We start from the raw sequence: 13,642 nt of genomic DNA, 5'->3' as shown, positions 1-13,642 counted from the left end.
GACCAGCCACCGCCGCACCCAACGGTCCGGCCATCTGATCACTAGTCATGGTCACTTGTGTACTCCTCGACATGGAAGCCGATCAATTACACAGACCATCAGACACGCCCGGCTACGCCGCTGGCTCCTGACCCTGCCCGGCCAGGTCCGCCGCTCGACCGTGGCCGGCTACACCATCCACGCACGCCGCTACCTCATCCCCTACCTCGGCCACCACACCCTCGCCGACCTGCGACCCGCACACGTCGAAGCCATGTTCACCGAGATCGGCGCCCAACCCAGCCGCACCGGAGCACCGCTGTCCGCCGCGACCCTGCAGAAGATCCGAGCCACCTTGCGCCGCGCACTGAACATGGCGATCCGCGAACAGCTCCTGACCATCAACCCCGCCCGGCTGATCGTCCTTCCCCGCCCACGCCGGCACCGCCCGCAGCCGTGGTCGGCGTCCCGGGTCGCCGCCTGGCAGCAGGACGGCCAGCACCCAGTCGTAGCGGTCTGGACACCACAGCAACTCGCCGAGTTCCTGCTCTTCGTCCGCGACGACCCGCTCTACGCCCTCTGGTGGCTCGCGGCTCTCCGTGGTCTACGCCGCGGCGAACTCTGCGCCCTACGCTGGACCGACCTCGACCTGGCCGAGAACACCCTCACGGTCAACCACACCATCGCCCACGCCTACGGCCAGCCCTACCAAGACGTCCCGAAGACCGCCGCCGGCCAACGCACCATCGCCCTCGATCACGCCACCACCGTTGCGCTTCGCATCCACCAGCACCACCAGTGCGAGCAGTTGCAGGAGGCCGGCAAGCAGTGGCGGCCCGACGGCCCGGTGTTCATCCGACTGGGCCGGCCGATCCGGCCGGACTGGCTGACCCACCGGTTCGCCACGCTCGTCGCCGACTCCGAACTCCCACCGATCCGGCTCCACAGCCTGCGCCACGGCGCCGCCACCCTCGCCCTGGCCGCCCACGTCGAACTCAAAACCGTCCAGGACATGCTCGGCCACACCAGCTACGCCTTCACCGCCGACACCTACGCAACGGTTCTGCCCGACCAGGCCAAGGATGCGGCCGAGTCGACGGCGCGGCTCCTTCTCGAGGCGTTGCACGAGGTCGGCCCTGTCATGGGTGCGGCACCACAGGCTGTGCCGTGAGCACCGCGTCCTGAAGGCAGAAGGGCCGCGGCTTGCCGGCCCCCGCTCTACGCCGCCGTGTCTGCGAATGTTGGCGGGACGGGCCGAACCAGCCAGTCGGCGCGGACCTGTCGCTCGGTCTTCCCGGTCACACCCCAGTGCCCGCCGAACGGCAACGCGTCTGCCGGGAATTCAACGGCGGCGACAGGATTATCGAACCTGGTGAGACGAGGTACATACGGGCCACCGGGGAACCAGTTCTGCAAGGCGAACACAGCGGACAGTTCAGGGCGCCGTTGTCCGCGGCCGTTGCTGGCCTGAGGACCGAACACGCCGTCCTCGGTACGCGTGTCCTCGCCCGTGGCGAGGACGACCGCAGTGTCCCCGACCAGCGCGTTCAGCACATCGTCCAGATCGCACATGGGGTCCACGAGCCCGACGACGACCGCGAACGGCTTCCCGCGGAGGTCGTACTTCTTCGTCTTGTATTTCAAGGCAGCGCGAAGGCGGGACGCCGAGTTGATGAAGCCGCCGATTGGCGGTCCGCCGACGGAGATTCGGTCGGTGTCGTCCGGCGCGGAGTCGGCTGCCCAGAAGTGGAAGTCGATCCTCGCCGTGCCGTGGTCGTAGACCTTCTCGGGCATGCCGGATTGGCCGACCGGGAGGGCGCCCGGGTTCGTCCGCAGCTGGTCAAGGACGTCAGCGACCCAGCCAACGAGATGCTCGAGATCGGAGCTCTCGGTCCAGGCCTTCACCTCGAAGCCGATGAAGTGCGTCGTCGGCCGAAGCCGGTGATTCAGCACGGTTTCGATCCGGCCGTGCCTCCGTTGCTCGTCCTGCCATTCCTGCCGCAGCATCAACGAATAGACCTCGACCGTGGCCACGTGCTCGTCGCCGTCGAACAGCGCGAAGTCCGGGCGTTCCCCGTCGCCCCCACGTCTTCGTGCTCCACCCGGTAGGTCCGGCTCAACAGGTCGTGCACGAGCAGCTCGTCGAGGGCGGAACGGTGGAGCGCGTCCTTCTGGCTGCGTAGACGGCTGCGGAACCGGCCGCTCGGATCGAGGAACCGCGCGTACATGTCGTTCACGACCCGCCGGGCCTCGCTCGCCTCCGGTCGCGTCGACTTCAAGAACCAGTTGACCCGCGACTCCGTCGCCGTGAGCGGGGTCGTACATGAGACCTTCGGATCGTCGAACACCAGTGCGACCATGGCGCAACAATAGGGGCCACCCAGAATGCCGACCACCCAAATTCACCTGCACCGGCGACCCGTCCGGCGATGATCATGCCCAGAGCTGGCGCCGTGATTGAGAGCGTTCATGGTGTTGGATGAGACCCCGCTCGCCTTGGCGGCCATGCGGCGGTACGACGGAATGGCCGTGCTGGCCCGGGTCACCCCGCTGCACCACCCGACTTCCCGCAATGCCGCCCCGGCCGTTTAACCAGTGCGCGATTCTGACATCAGGTACCCGGGCATGAGGAGGCATCGAGTTCCATGGCGACTGTGCTGCTCGACGAGCCACGCGTCTTCCTCTCCTACGGATCCGCGTCGATGACGTGCGGAGACGACGTCGACGACACCGACCTTGAGGCGCCGTGGGCCGACGAGAGCAACGGGCTGTGAGGCGCTGGCGTGCCGGGCCTCCTCCGGCTCCAGGTCGGCACCCACACCGGCTGGGTACCGTTCCGGCTCGAGTTACACGACACCGAACCAGCGCTGGACCCGGCCTGGGAAGAGGTCGTGGAAGTCTCTTTCACCGCCCAGTCGGAGCAGGCCTCGCTGACCGGGCTCATGGCCGATGCACACGAGTTCACCATGCCGCGCGGCGACTACCGAGTCCGCTACTGCATCTGCGGCTTCGAGGAAGCCGACGACACCGACGAAGTTTCGGGCTCCTACCTGCTGCAGTTCTGGCCAGGCCCGCTGGCACCGGGCCGGATCGTGAAACAGACCGGCGAGAGGGCGGCCTACTGGCACCGGGCCCGGCGCACGCTGACCGAGCAGGAACAGCAGGCGGACGAGCAGGCCGAGACCGACCGGCTCGACCAACGGGCACGCGAACGGTGGGGCGACCGGGTGCCCACCGAACGCCTGCGGCGCCTACTGGGCTCCGGCGCAGGCTTGTATTACGAGGACCTGTCCCGGCTCGACATGGATCTCGAATTCGCGCTGGCAGACGCCGACGATCAGACGCACCGCCAGGTCGCGGCGTGGGCGGCGCTGCAGTGTCTGCAAGAGGCTGGCCTGATCGACCTACCACAGATCGCCCCGGCCGTCGCCGCGCTGCGCCGTGGCGCCCCGGTCCCCAAGCCCTTCGACGATTGCGCCCACTGCTGGGGCGTCCTCGAGCGGGCACAGCCACCCCGCACCAGCAGGCCGGTACCGCCCGACGGCGACTATGAACAGTCCCCGCAGGACTGGGCCATCACCACCCTGTTCCACTCAACCGAGCAGGACTCACTGGTCGCAGTGATGGAGATCCTGGTCTGCCTCGCCTACGTGCACGGCCGCGACGGCTACCGCCAGGCCTTCGCCGACCTGCGACAACAGTTCCCGCAGCTGCGATGACCTGGCTGCCAACCCCGTTCGTGACCTTCGGCCGCACTCGGCCGGCACCACCTTGCACCTTCACGCTGTGAGGCGATCCCAGGGATGGTCGGCAGGCCGGGGCCCGAGCGCGGCTACGAGACGCTCGTACTCCTGGCGAAGAGATCCAGCGAGCAGACGGTCGTGAGGGCGTTGCTCGAGTTTCCTCAGGATGGTGCACAAAGCGGTGAGGTCGAGATTCCCGGGCGCCTGAACGCCGAGGTGCGTCGCGACGGCCTGCACGGCTTGGCCTGTGCGCCGGGTGGCACGCCTGAAGTTCCGCAGCCTGCTCTGCCGGCCCAGCCCTCCCGCGACGACGAACTGCGGGAGGTGGGTCAGTGTGTCGCGTAGTGGTAGATCCCATGCCTGAGCCCCGGCCTCCTCGATGGCGACGCCGTGACGGGTCAGAGCATCGGCCAAGAGCGGAGCGAAGCTGGTCGGATACAGAAACCCGGATCGGCCGTCAGGCCCAGGGCCGAAGAGGGAAGCCGCGAGCTGAGCTGCCGCACGCCCGACCGAGAAGGCAGGAAGATCGTCAGCCTCCAAGGTCCATACGTTCACCGATGAGTCGAGCTCTGCCGCGTTGACCAGAGCAAAGCCGATACGGCTCGCCAAACCGGTCCCGCGCAACGGCTTCAGGACCACGGTGACGTGGTCCCGATTCCGCCGAATGTCGGACACGATCAAGGTGAGCAGGCCGAACGACTTCGTCAGCTGGGTGTTGCGATTGATCGGCGAACCGGCGCCCTCAACCCGGCTCATGGCCTCGGCGAACGATGGGAGGACGCTACGGGCGATCTGGATGCCCGCTTGGAAACCTCGAGACACGGACCAGACGAGCTCCGCTGTCGCCTCGACGTCCAGCAGGTCGACAGCGGTCTCCCCGAACACTGCCACTCCGCGTTCGGGGTCCCAGTGCAGATCCTCGTGCGCTCGGGCGTTACGCCATGCCGGCACGATGAGCGAGGCGATCGTCTCGCACAGGGGAGACTCGTCACGGTGGACGAGTAGCCGGCTCCTGATCTCGTTGAGGCCGACGGTGTTCGACTGCGTCTCACCGAGAAATCCCAAGATCTCGACAGCCGCCGACCGCAGCGGCCCCTCACACAACGCCCGGTACAACTCAGCGATCTCGCGCGTCAGCGCGTCGTCATCGGTTGCGGCCGCGATCTCACGACGAGTCTTCGAGAGACCGCGGTGCGTCGAGAAGGCCTTTTGATCCCTGGCCACCGCGCTGATTATGACGTCGGCGGTCGCGCTCACATCCCGAGCGACAGCGGCCTGGACCAAGTCGCACGCATCACGAGCAGCACGATGAGCAACCAGCGGGTGCAAATCGGCGGCCAGCGCGAACGGATGCAACGCGCCGTCCAACTGTTCCAACAGCGGCTGACCTCGGCTGGCGAATCCGGCAATACAGGCAGTGATCTGCTCAAACTCGCCCTGACGATCACTGAACGCCGCCCGCAGACCCTGCCCGACCTGCAACGGCATACTTTCAAGATCGGCTTGTGGGATTCCGTAGACCCTCGCGGTGCGATCGTCGTCAACGACCTCCACCAGCAGCTCGGCCTCGATGAAGCCCTCGAAATCGGCAATCAGGCCCAGTGGCACACTGCCCGATCCGGCGCCTTCCTTCATGTCCTCCAGCAGCTGAGCGATTGCAGCGGGAACCAGATCAGCATGAACACCGAAAGCCGCACGCCTATCCCCCTGAGGCGGATCGAACGCGAGAACATCGGCGGTCGCCGCGTTCAAGCCGTGAACCGCCTCGGCCAGGTCGATGGCCCGAAGACGGAGCCGGCGGCCCACCGAACGCGGACCACCCTTGACCGCCGCGTCAATGCGGGTGAGCGCCTCACGCACCAGCTCCAGAAAACCCAACACGTTGCTGTCCTGCAGCACCGTCTGCCATTGGACACCGGTGACCGGAACGAGAGGCTCGGTAGCGGCCGCCGGCTGGGGCACCCAGAGTTCACCCAAAGAGCCAAGAGCTGCCCTCACCGCTTGCCGCGTCGCGTCATCCACGCCACCAGTGTCGCCGACGCCTCAAGGCCGACGACCGTGACGTTTCCGACGAGTCGAATCCTCGTCCCACCCAAGAATCATCGCGTTCGCCCGAGCTGGGAGGGGACGACGCACCGAATGACCTGGCTAGGAGCGTGGTGACATCGTCCGTCTTGAGGTCGGCCACGGCCGCCTGCTACCGCGACGGACTGCAAAGGGTAGTCGGGCGTACTTCTGCGGAGTGAGATTTCCGCTCGACTTATACCTATATGTGCGCGGCCAGGGAATGATCCCCATAGGCGGCCATTTACCGCCCCGCTGATGGCCAGGGTTCTCCCCGTGGATGGCCAGATATCTCCCCGCTGATCAACACCGGATGCCGGTCGGCGAGGGTCGGCGGCGTGAAGAGCGGCAGGGAGATCGTGGAAATCTTGGAGGCCTACGACCTCACGGGTAGTTACCGTGCGGCGGCCGAGCTGGCGGGGTGCGACCACCACACCGTGGCCCGGTATGTGAAGCTGCGGGCGGAGGGCCGCAGTCCCGAGGAGCGTGCGCAGCGGGCCCGGCCGCTCGACGAGTTCATGGACAAGATCGAGGAGCTGGTGGCCCGCTCGGGCGGCCGGATCCGCGCCGACGTGGTGCACCGGCGGATCACCGCGATGGGCTTCGCCGGCGGGGAACGCACCACTCGCCGGGCGGTCGCCGCGGTGAAGAAGTCCTGGCAGGCCGGTCAGAGGCGGGTGTTCCGGCCATGGATTCCGGAGCCGGGGCTGTGGATGCAGTTCGACTGGGGCGAGGGACCGCGGATCGGCGGGCGGCGGACCACGTTGTGGTGCGCGTGGCTGCCCTGGTCGCGGTTCAGGGTCGTGATCCCGGTGCTGGACAAGACCCTGCCGACGATCGTGGCCTGCCTGGACGCCACTCTGCGCCGGCTCGGTGGGGTGCCGGCCTACGTGCTCACCGACAACGAGAAGACCATCACGGTCGAGCACGTCGCGGACATCGCCGTCCGGAACCCGGAGATCGTGCAGGTCGCCCGGCACTACGGAATGACGATCCGCACCTGCGTCCCGGCCGACCCGCAGTCCAAGGGCGGCGCCGAGAACACCGTGAAGATCGCCAAGGCCGACCTGGTCCCGACGAGTGCGAACCTGCTGGATCAGTACCGCAAGTTCGCGGAGCTCGAGGCGGCCTGCCGCGACTTCACCGAGCAGGTCAACGAACGGATCCACCGCGACACCCGCCGCCGCCCGGCCGAAGCCCTCCTCGAAGAGCAGCAGCGACTGCACCCGCTGCCCGCCCAGCCGTTCACGGTCGCGTTCGGCACCACTCGCCGGGTGAACTGGGACTGCACCATCTCCGTCGAGGGTGTGCGCTACTCGGTCCCGCACCACCTGGTCGACACGAGGGTCTGGGCCCGGTTCCACGGCGACGAGCTGATCGTCACCGCTGTTACCGACACCGGCCCGGCCGAAGTCGCCCGCCACGAGCGGGCTCAGCCCGGACGGCCGTCGATCGTCGACGAGCACTACCCGGCCAGGACGCGCCAGGTCGACACCGACCAGCGGGTGCCGCGAGCCCGCAGCGCCGACGAGGCCGCGTTCCTGGCCCTCGGCCCCGGTGCTGCCGCGTGGCTGGTCGAAGCCGCCGCCACCGGCGTCCGCGGGGTCCGCCGCAAGATGACCGAAGCCGTCGCCCTGGCCAAACTGCACGACCCGGCCGACGTCGACAAGGCCCTGGGCACCGCCGCCATCGCGGGCCGGTTCGCCGACAACGACCTGCTGCGACTGCTCGCCCACCAGCGCGGCGACGACGCCGCCCCGACCCGGGCCAGTGAGACCCACAGCCTGCAACCAGGCACTTCTGCCTGGTCAACGTTCGGCACCACGACAGGAGAACAGTGACCATCACCCCGCTGCGGGTCACCGGCGCCGCCGGTGACCCCCTGACCGAAGCGATCGAGCTCACCAAGCGGCTGAAACTGCCGCACCTGCGCCGAGCCATGGCCGACCTGGTCCCGACCGCGAAAGCGCAACGCTGGGACCCCGCCGAGGTCGTTCGGGTCCTGCTCGCGGAGGAAGCCGCCGGCCGTGACCAGGCGAATCTGCGGACCCGCCGCAAACGCGCCGCGTTCCCATCCGGCAAAACCTTCGGCGACTGGGACGAGGCGGCCTCGTCGATCCCGCGGCCGACCCAGGACGCGCTACGCAGCCTGGAATGGGTGCACCGCAAGGAGAACGTGTCGATCTGCGGACCGTCGGGCACCGGCAAGAGCCACTTCTGCGAGGCCCTGGGCCAGGCTGCCGTCGAGGCCGGCATGACCGTCGCCTGGTTCACCATCGAAGACCTCGGCGTCATGGTCCGCCGGCACCGCCCCGACGACTCGGTCACTCGAGCGATGAGCCGGCTGATCCGCACCGACCTGATCATCATCGATGACATCGGCCTGCTGCCGGTCTCGCCGGACGCCGCCGAAGGCTTCTACCGCCTGGTCGACGCTGCTTACGAGCGGCGCAGCCTCGCCGTCAGCTCGAACCTGCACCCCTCGGGCTTCGACGAGATCATGCCGAAGACGCTGGCCACCGCCACGGTCGACCGGCTCCTGCACCACGCTCACGTCGTCGTGACCCAGGGTGACAGCTACCGGTTCAACCAAGCCACCGCCGGGCAAGGCGTCAAAGCCCTGCACTGAGCACAGCACCACCCGCGGCGGGGAACTTAACTGGCCGCCAGCGGGGAGAAACCGTGGCCGCCAGCGGGGACGACTACTGGCCGCCTCTGGGGCGAACTGATTGGCCATTGACACCTATATTCCCAGGTCGGGACGTTGGCATGGCGCAAGCTGGATGAAAAGACGGTCGTCACTGCTGGTCATGTCGATCTATCGTCTTTCCTCGTGGGTTACTCCCGATGGGTGCTGGCGGATCTACAAGTCCATACCCCGGCCGATTTTCACCAGAAGTACGGCGACGTCGGTGGTCCTGCACCGAATGACGCCTTCGCTGACACGCTGATCAAAGCGCATGCGGACGCGGGCGTCTCCGTCATCGCAGTCACCGACCACAACAGCCTCGCCTGGTATCCGGTTCTCGCCGCCGCGGGGCACCGGTATGGGGTGACCGTGTTCCCGGGCATCGAGTTCAACGTCAACAAGTGCCATCTGATGGCGATCTGGGACTGCACCGACGACGGCTACAAACGAGGACAGCAGTTCCTGTCCTCGTTGTTCCCGCCGAACGGCCCCGACCCGCTGAACGAGAAGCGAGTGCCGGCGCCAACCAACGTCGGTTCGCCCTTGGAGCTGGTCAAGAAGGCCGCCACGACGTACGGAGCACTGGTCCTCGCCCCGCATTCGACTGCCAAGGGCATCGGTCTGTTCGCCAGCAACGTGTGCAACACCAGCGCTCAGGTAGCGCAGAGCGGATACGTTGCCGGCTTCGACGTCTGGGGCCAGCAGGGCTTGGACGTTCTGCGTAACCCGCGCTCTCAGTTCGGCGACCAGATTCCGGCCTGGTTCGTCTCAGGAGACGTACGGGACCTCGAGACAGTCGGTCAGAGGGCGGTGTACCTGAAGCTCGGCACGCCTCCCACCCTCGAGAGCCTGCGCCAGGCATTCCTGATGCCTGAACAGCGAATTCGTTTCCCCGAGCGTCTACGCACCAAGTTCGGCGGGGTTCCGGGACTTCGCTTCCTCGACGGGATCGAACCGACCTGGCCTCGCCTCACCCGTATCGCCGTCAACGGCGGGTTCCACGCCGACCTCTCAGTCGAACTCGGACCGGGGCTGAACGCCATCATCGGAGGCAAGGGCACCGGGAAATCCACCACGATCGAGATCCTGCGACATGTCTGCGCGGCCGCCGAGCCGAAGACACGCGACAATCGCGACAATCGTGTCGTCAACTTCTCCGCCAACGCGACGGCCACCCTGGGCGTCGTCGCTGCTGACCAGCAGGCCTACGACATCGTCAGGTCCGGAGACGACGGCGCGCCGCAGTTACTGCGTAACGGCGTCGACACCGGCATCGAGGTCACCCGCCGATTCAACATCAGCGTCTACGGCCAACGCGAACTCGCACTGCTACCCGACGATCAGGACGCTCTGCGCAGGTTCCTCGCCATCTCCGCGAACCCGGACCTCAAGGCTGCCTACACGGAGGAAACCCGACTTCTCCAAGAACTCGCAAAGACCACGGGCGGGCTCGACGAACTCGAAACGGCCTTGGAGAAGGTGGTCGACAGCGAGGAGAAGTTGAAAGATCTCCGCGATCAGCTTGAGGTCGCCGGTCGGCGCGGAGCAATGCAACAGGTCGCATCGTCCCGCGACCTCACCGCTGTGGAGGAGGAGGTGGCCGCACTCGCGGCCTGGCTGGAAGATCTAGGACCACTCGCCGACCAAATCCTCAACGCCGCTGACCGACCGGCCCTTCGCGAACATGACTGCGTTCCACTGGCATTGTCCGAGGCCACGGCTCAGGCAGAGTCAGCCATCCGTGCCGCCGCCCAAACGATCACCGATGCCATTCGCATGGCCCGAAACACCTTCGACCCGGCGGCGAGGGAGCACGAGCACCTGGTCCAAGCCCGCCGGCACCAGATCAACGTGGCGCTCGCCGAAGCCGGGTTGAAGGCTCCGGACGAGCTGGCCCGAAAGCAGCGCACGGCGGCACACCTCGAACGTGTAGTGGCCGACGCGCCTGCGAAACGCGATCGTCTCAGCGCCCTCGGCGCGCAGCATGACCTAGAGATCGAACAACTACGCGACGTGAGGCGCTCCGTCTCGCAGCTGCTGCAGGTTGCGGCGGCCGAGCTCACGGCTTCAGTCGGTGGGCGCGTCCGCGTCGTAGTCCAGCCCCAGGGTGATCACACCGAACTACTCAGGCTCCTGATCGCCCTGGTATCCGGGCAGAACGTCAACCGCGACCAACTGGCCAAGCTCGCTGACGCCGGCCCCGCCGTCCTCGTCGCGGCGCTGAAAGGCGAGGAGGAACATCTCGTCAAACTCGGCGCAAGCGGTACAACCGCTCGGAAGATGCGTGCCCTGAGTGCGGCGAACCTGCGCAGCATCGAGCAGTGCGCGACCCCGGACTCTATCGTCGTCGAGATCAACCTCGGCGTTCCCGAACAGCCGCAATGGCTCGACGTTCGCCGGGTAAGCCCGGGGCAGAAGGCCACCGCGATGCTGTCTCTCGCGCTGATCACCGGCACCGACCCGCTAATCATCGACCAACCGGAAGACGACCTCGACAACCGCTACATCTACGACCAGGTCGTCCGGCAACTCGCCGACGTCGCCAGCCGCCGGCAGATCATCGTGGCTACCCACAACCCAAACATCCCCATCCTCGGCGACGCCGAGATGATCCTCGCTCTCGACGCCACCATCGAGCAAAGCCGAGTCGTCGCCTGCGGAGCCATCGACGAACCCGCAGTCGCTGACGCAGCTCGCCAGATCCTCGAAGGCGGAGACAAGGCTTTCCAAGATCGAGCACGCCGCTATCACTCAGCACGCTGAACAACGACACTGCTGGGGCAAAGCCGGCGACTGGGCATTCGTGCGGTGTGCCCTGTTTTCCTACGGGGCCAGGTCCGGTGCGGTTTCGCCGGAGTGCAGCATCGAATGCCGGGTAAGGACGTTGACTCATCCAACTGTGTTCGGTTAGGTACGCTATGTGACACGAATCGCCAAGGCGCGAAAGTCGCGTTCGCCCACCCTTGCCCTACTCGCTGCGATGGGCGGGATTGCCTTGTGCTTTTCGCTGCTGGTGTGGGGGCTCCGGGCACGGGACCTGTCGACAGCAGCGAACCTGGCGCAGCTGGTTTCGATCCCTTTGACACTGCTGCCCTTGGTGATACCGCTGCTGCGCTGGTGGCATCAAGCCCGTCGGCCGACGCGGGTCACCGCAGCCGACATCGCCCAGCTGCGTGGAGAGTTGGCACCGCTCGTCTACGAGCGATGGCGTACCGAATCCCGGATCCGGGCGCTGGATGATCCTGATCCGATTCCAGTGCAATGGCACAGGACGGGCGACCAACGGCTAATCGATGCTCCGGGCAATCTGACAAACAATGTGCTCACTGTCGCATCGAGCGCCGACGTCGCCACGTTGATTGCGGACTTCCGTCAACTACGGCGTGGCCGTCTCGTGATCCTGGGTGGAGCGGGGGCCGGCAAGACGACGCTGGCCGTGCAGATTCTTCTGGAGCTGCTCCGGGAGCGCGTGGACGATTCCGCTGCACCGGTTCCGGTGCTGCTGTCCGGAGCGAGTTGGGATCCGGAACGGTACCGCACGCTGTGGGATTGGGTGGCCTATGCGATCGAACAGGACTACCCCGAGCTGCTCGTGGCAGGGCACCAGGCCCAGGTCGTTCGTGATCTTGCGGTGCAGGGGCACGTGATGCCCGTGATTGACGGATTCGACGAAGCCACCGCAGAGGTTCGGCCACAGCTCCTTGAGGCCATGCACACCGCGATGGACGGCAGCACACAGCTGATAGTGACGAGCCGAGCTGATGAATACCTGGCTGCGGTCGAGGCGTACGGGCGTGTCTTGCCGTCTGCGGTCGTGATCGAGCCGCAACCGCTCTCGGCCGACGCAGCAGCCGATTACATCGAGCGTTGCCTACCCGCTGACCCAGGGCCGAGTTGGCGGGCCCTGCTTACCAGGCTGCGCACGGCAGACGAGCAAGACAAGCCAGCCCGCGCCATCGCGGAGGTCGCATCTGCTCCCCTGGGCCTCTGGCTCCTACGCGTCGCCTACCTCACGCCGCGAACCGACCCCGCCCCACTGCTCGATGACGTACGGTTTGTCGAGGCCAACGCATTGCGTACGCACCTGTTCGACCGGCTTGTGGCGGCAACTGTCATGACTCGGCCTCCGAGTAACGACCCAGCCGACTTCTTCCGGCCCCGCCGCCAGTACGACCCTACCGATGTCGAACGGTGGCTGCGCTTCCTTGCCGGGAACCTGGACCGATGGGGAAGCAAGGACTTCGACTGGGCACGTGATGTCCCCGCGCTCACGGCGCCGGCGCACCCGGAGCGAATCGCGGACCGGCTGACGTTGATCGTCACGGCCGTCCGCGCCTATGTCGATGTCGTTTCTGCTCAGCGACCGCGCCTCGGTATTCCACTGGCCTTGTTTCCGCTGGTTCCCGCCGGTTTGGTGTGCTACATCATCGGAAGATTGACCGCAGCGGTGCTCGGGCTGTTCATCGGTGAGGGGGCCAGCAGTCTGCTGGGCGTCGTCGTTGGGGTAGGTGTTGGTCTCGGCTTGATCGTCGCAGCAGTGCGGGTTCTCTTGATGGCAGCGGACTACCGCGACGGCGCAGGTATGGACTGGGCAGAGTCCTTGCTAGCCGATTGGGCGAACATCCGAGATTTCGTCGGTCGTGTTGTTCCGGCTCTGACATTCGCGCTCGCCTATGCGCTGTTGGTAGGGGCCAGCGTCGACGTTGCGATTAGCGTGATCGCTCCTGACGCGAGTGTTGGATGGTTGGTCGGTGCGGCAGCAGGCTCGGTCGGGTTACTGGCGATGTCGGGTTACCAAATCGATCCGGATATGCCGCCCGGGCCCGGGACGACGGCCCCTTGGTATGGCATCCGTCCCTACTCCGCCCTGCGTGGTAGCTTGCTCGGCGGGCTGCTTTTCGGCCTGCTCGGCGGCGTGTTGCTCGTCGCCGTCGGAGGTCAGCAGCAGGCCTTTCTCGCAATGACCGTTCTCGCTACCACCGTCGCCTGTGGCTTCCTGATCCCGCTACTCATGATCGTTATCCCGGTGCTCTACGGGCTGACCAGCCTGTGTGTTGGAGCAGTGAGACGCCTGAGAGGGCGGTTGCGAACTATTTGAGTTGATTGATGTTTTGGATCCGTTTGGAGATTATTCTCCTGGTTCGCAGTAGATAGTGATCACTCGATG

At 66.4% G+C, this 13,642-nt stretch carries 11 protein-coding genes; 8 read left to right on the top strand and 3 right to left on the bottom strand.

Annotated features, from left to right (window positions below; all coding sequences use genetic code 11):
• The first annotated feature begins 55 nt into the window (after positions 1–55).
• A complete protein-coding gene (locus tag AB0M08_RS46205; protein WP_364508354.1) occupies positions 56–1,150 on the top strand; it encodes a tyrosine-type recombinase/integrase in 1,095 nt (364 codons plus the stop codon).
• A gap of 47 nt (positions 1,151–1,197) precedes the next feature.
• Here the strand turns inward: AB0M08_RS46205 and AB0M08_RS46200 are convergent, their stop codons facing one another.
• Together AB0M08_RS46200 and AB0M08_RS46195 are read right to left on the bottom strand one after the other, a co-directional pair.
• Positions 1,198–2,013, bottom strand: a complete 816-nt coding sequence (locus AB0M08_RS46200) for a hypothetical protein (protein WP_364508349.1) — start codon at positions 2,011–2,013, stop codon at positions 1,198–1,200.
• The gene (locus tag AB0M08_RS46195; RefSeq protein WP_364508347.1) at positions 1,986–2,339 is read right to left on the bottom strand and encodes a hypothetical protein; all 354 of its coding nucleotides are present in this window, start codon (positions 2,337–2,339) and stop codon (positions 1,986–1,988) included. Before AB0M08_RS46195 ends, AB0M08_RS46200 begins: the two co-directional genes overlap by 28 nt.
• A gap of 109 nt (positions 2,340–2,448) precedes the next feature.
• Between AB0M08_RS46195 and AB0M08_RS46190 the strand changes: the two genes are divergently transcribed.
• The 3 genes from AB0M08_RS46190 to AB0M08_RS46180 are packed head-to-tail and all read left to right on the top strand — an operon-like array spanning position 2,449 to position 3,698.
• Entirely contained in the window at positions 2,449–2,571 is a 123-nt protein-coding gene (locus tag AB0M08_RS46190) for a hypothetical protein (RefSeq protein WP_364508344.1), read from the top strand.
• 53 nt (positions 2,572–2,624) lie between these two features.
• Positions 2,625–2,753: a hypothetical protein gene (locus AB0M08_RS46185; protein WP_364508341.1), complete on the top strand. Its 129-nt coding sequence runs from the start codon at positions 2,625–2,627 to the stop codon at positions 2,751–2,753.
• Positions 2,754–2,762: 9 nt separating this feature from the next.
• Positions 2,763–3,698 carry a hypothetical protein gene (locus AB0M08_RS46180; protein WP_364508340.1) on the top strand — a complete coding sequence of 312 codons (936 nt, stop codon included), beginning with the start codon at positions 2,763–2,765 and terminating at the stop codon, positions 3,696–3,698.
• A gap of 60 nt (positions 3,699–3,758) precedes the next feature.
• Here the strand turns inward: AB0M08_RS46180 and AB0M08_RS46175 are convergent, their stop codons facing one another.
• Entirely contained in the window at positions 3,759–5,744 is a 1,986-nt protein-coding gene (locus AB0M08_RS46175) for a hypothetical protein (RefSeq protein ID WP_364508337.1), read from the bottom strand.
• 380 nt (positions 5,745–6,124) lie between these two features.
• Here AB0M08_RS46175 and istA point away from each other — a divergent pair, with 380 nt between their 5' ends.
• The 4 genes from istA (at position 6,125) to AB0M08_RS46155 (ending at position 13,573) form a co-directional block, all read left to right on the top strand.
• On the top strand, positions 6,125–7,627 hold the full coding sequence (gene istA, locus AB0M08_RS46170; protein ID WP_364508334.1) for an IS21 family transposase: 1,503 nt from the start codon (positions 6,125–6,127) through the stop codon (positions 7,625–7,627).
• The gene (istB, locus tag AB0M08_RS46165; RefSeq protein ID WP_364508332.1) at positions 7,624–8,415 is read left to right on the top strand and encodes an IS21-like element helper ATPase IstB; all 792 of its coding nucleotides are present in this window, start codon (positions 7,624–7,626) and stop codon (positions 8,413–8,415) included. The genes istA and istB overlap by 4 nt, the downstream gene beginning before the upstream one ends.
• Before the next feature lie 204 nt (positions 8,416–8,619).
• Positions 8,620–11,238 carry a TrlF family AAA-like ATPase gene (locus AB0M08_RS46160; RefSeq protein WP_364508352.1) on the top strand — a complete coding sequence of 873 codons (2,619 nt, stop codon included), beginning with the start codon at positions 8,620–8,622 and terminating at the stop codon, positions 11,236–11,238.
• A 157-nt stretch (positions 11,239–11,395) separates the two neighbouring features.
• Positions 11,396–13,573: an NACHT domain-containing protein gene (locus AB0M08_RS46155; protein WP_364508330.1), complete on the top strand. Its 2,178-nt coding sequence runs from the start codon at positions 11,396–11,398 to the stop codon at positions 13,571–13,573.
• Positions 13,574–13,642 lie beyond the last annotated feature (69 nt).

The sequence above is a fragment of the Actinoplanes sp. NPDC051851 genome, assembly GCF_040681165.1.
In the GTDB taxonomy this organism is placed as follows: domain Bacteria; phylum Actinomycetota; class Actinomycetes; order Mycobacteriales; family Micromonosporaceae; genus Actinoplanes.
Note: the sequence above shows the minus strand (reverse complement) of the source record. Positions and strands in the feature narration are given on the sequence as shown.